This is a genomic window from Blautia sp. BIOML-A1, from assembly GCF_009883055.1.
Lineage (GTDB): Bacteria > Bacillota > Clostridia > Lachnospirales > Lachnospiraceae > Blautia_A.
The window spans coordinates 1-2749 of the sequence record NZ_WWVR01000088.1 but is presented as its reverse complement, the minus strand read 5'-3'; the positions used below and the strand labels follow the sequence as shown (position 1 = coordinate 2749).

Genomic DNA, 2749 nt, shown 5'->3' with positions numbered 1-2749 from the left:
TTTGAGCCATCATATCGGATGCTGCGTCTTATGGTAAGGCATTGTTCTTCCAGATTTACGTCCTGCCATGCCAAACCACAGGCTTCTCCAATACGAAGCCCGGCATAATAGGCTATCTGGATTGGAAGTATTGCGGCTGGGTTCTTTTTTTGAAGATACGTAAGCAGTCTTTCATAATCTTCTCGTGAAATTGGTTGGATATTTCCGTCCATGTCCTCATCCGAAAACAAATCAACTTCGTCCGTCTGATACCGCAGTTTAATATACTGCATGGGATTGAACGTAATATACTGTTTTGGAAATACTGCAAAGCGGAAGGACTGCTGCATGACTGCGGAAAAAGAATGGATGTAATCTTTGCTGTAACCCTTTTTCTCTTTTCCATCGGGATGAACTCCCCCAAAGGAAAGCAAATCAAAGAAGGATTGCAAATGCTCAGAGGTTACATTTTTTAATTTCCGTTCTGCCAATGGGTGTTTCTTGATATTTCGGATTGTTCCGAGGTAATTCTCCACAGTACCATTGCTGAGCGTACCTGTTTTTAATTCCTCCTCTGCCCACACATCCAGAAGTTGTCCGACTGTGAGATTTTCCGCTTTGGCAACAAATTTCTTTTTTTCATAATCATCCATTGCCTGACGGAGCAGCTTTTCAGTTTCACTTTTGCTTTCTGTTCCAACGCATTCTTTTTGAACAAGATTGCCGCTTGCGTCCTCTACATAGAAGCGGTAGTACCATTTCTTTCCTTTTTTTCTTACAGATCCTTTTGCCATAATCGTATATCTCCTTTCGATATTAGACAATCGGAACTGATGAAATGCTTCGTGCGTGTAAGTATATCATAACTCCGGTTGTCTTACTATACCGATTCGGAATCTTCGTATAAGACTTCTGATAAAAGATTTGCAAGCCTTTGTTCTGCTGTTTTTGGTTTCTTGGAATAGAGCCTTACAACGTCTGCCATCTCATTAAAAGCATTGATGGTGTGAGTGATTTCCCTTAAGAACATAATCTCATTATATTCCTCATTCGATTCAAACCCTATTGTTTTGGCAATATCCGTCTGACCAGCATTCCCCTTGAAATTTTTGCAGGCGAACTGGAAGGAATCCAAAAACAGACCATATTGTTTTAACATCAACAGTAATAAATCTTTTGAAAAAGCATCTTCTTCTTTGGTAAGGGCAAGCGGTAACTGTTCCAGAATATCTCCCATCGCATCACGAATCTGTAACTCTCTCTTATCCGTAATGTCGGTTTCATATTCATCTGTTTCCCCTTTGAGCCATTCCACAGATACATGGAGTGCTTCCGAAAGACCTTCCAGCACCATTTTTTTCGTATTGTCAATCGAACCATTCTCATAACGCAGGATTGTAGAAGCGGTAACCCCCATCTTTTCTGCGACATAAGGCTGTGTCAGATTCAATTCCAGACGGCGCTGTTTTACTCTGCTGCCTATCAGCTTGCGTAGTTCTTTATCTTTCATGCTGACTGCCTCCTTTTTCGGTATGTATGAATTATAGCATTGTTTTTCCAAAATTGCAATATGCAACATAAAGTTTGTTTTTGATATTTCGTAATGCTTGACAAAAAGATATGAAAAGGATATACTTACATCACAAGAATTGCATAATGCAATTTATAAGGAGGTGATTATATGACGCAAAGAAAAATTGCATTATCCATCGAAGAAGCTGCTGACTATACGGGAATCGGCAGAAATACCTTAAGACAGCTTGTAGAATGGAAGAAACTTCCAGTATTAAAGGTTGGTCGCAAAGTCCTGATTAAAACCGATATTCTGGAAATGTTTATGGAAGCTAATGAAGGTCGTGATTTGAGGGATAGAGGAAATGTAAAAGCCGTAACAAGAACTGCGGCAAATTAAAAAGGCGGCTTCCGAAGAAACCGCCAAAGGTTCTATCAGACCGAAGCCATGATATACCTACACGCAAGAAGATTATACCATGTGCTTCTTCTGATACGCAACCGAGAACTTATGTTTGTGAAGGAAAGGAGAATGTAAGAATGGCAAAATCAACAAAAAGTTATGAAGAACGAATGCTTGAAATGGAAAAGAAGGAACAGGAAAGCCTTGAAAAAGCAAAACGATATGCAGCACAGAAGAAAGAACTTCTAAAACGAAAGAAAGCCGAAGAAAGTAAAAAACGAACCCATAGGCTCTGTCAGGTTGGCGGTGCGGTGGAATCCGTTCTTGGTGCGACTATTGAGGAGGAAGACATCCCAAAGCTGATTGGTTTTCTGAAAAAGCAGGAAGCCAATGGGAAATTTTTCTCAAAGGCAATGCAGAAAGAAACAAATACCGATATGGAGGAAGTGTAATGGCGGGGGGGATGAGTTTTTCATTCCCTTCATTGCTTTTTCATGAAGGGCGCATTTATGGACAACCAGAGGTCGTCCCAATAAGTTTGCCACAAGTGGCAACCGGTCTGCGCTCACGCTTGCCGGGCTCGTTCCGTCGGCGGGGCTTTCAGCCAGACCTGCTCATGCCACAGGAGGCACTCTTCGCCAGAGAGGCGCATTCCATGCAGGCTGCTATGCGCAGGGCACTCTTACGCAGAGGGAGTTCTGGCAATGCTGCTTTTCTAAAATCGAAAGCAATGTTGCCGGAAATCTATACCGGATGTGCAGAAAGGAGGAATCCAGATATGGCGATTTTTCATTACACAATCAAAATAGTCGGACGAAGTAAAGGGAAATCTGTTATCTCCGCTTCCGCATATCT

The 2749-nt window shown here is 41.7% G+C and carries 4 protein-coding genes and 1 pseudogene; 3 read left to right on the top strand and 2 right to left on the bottom strand.

The genetic code is table 11. The annotated features are described in order from the left end of the window. The coding region (locus GT674_RS16780; RefSeq protein WP_161286684.1) for a tyrosine-type recombinase/integrase at positions 1-773 on the bottom strand (773 nt) is incomplete at its 3' end. A gap of 86 nt (positions 774-859) precedes the next feature. Beyond that, a complete protein-coding gene (locus GT674_RS16775; RefSeq protein WP_161286683.1) occupies positions 860-1489 on the bottom strand; it encodes a helix-turn-helix domain-containing protein in 630 nt (209 codons plus the stop codon). A gap of 171 nt (positions 1490-1660) precedes the next feature. On the opposite strand from GT674_RS16775, the gene GT674_RS16770 reads away from it, so the two are divergent. From GT674_RS16770 to GT674_RS17210, 3 genes and pseudogenes are all read left to right on the top strand, one after another. After that, positions 1661-1891, top strand: coding sequence for a helix-turn-helix domain-containing protein (locus GT674_RS16770; protein ID WP_004843519.1), 231 nt, complete (start codon positions 1661-1663; stop codon positions 1889-1891). Between the two features lie 140 nt (positions 1892-2031). After that, positions 2032-2346, top strand: a complete 315-nt coding sequence (locus GT674_RS16765) for a hypothetical protein (RefSeq protein WP_008394181.1) — start codon at positions 2032-2034, stop codon at positions 2344-2346. Further along, positions 2346-2749, top strand: a pseudogene (locus GT674_RS17210) (hypothetical protein); the annotation flags it as partial. The gene GT674_RS16765 and the pseudogene GT674_RS17210, both read left to right, overlap by 1 nt.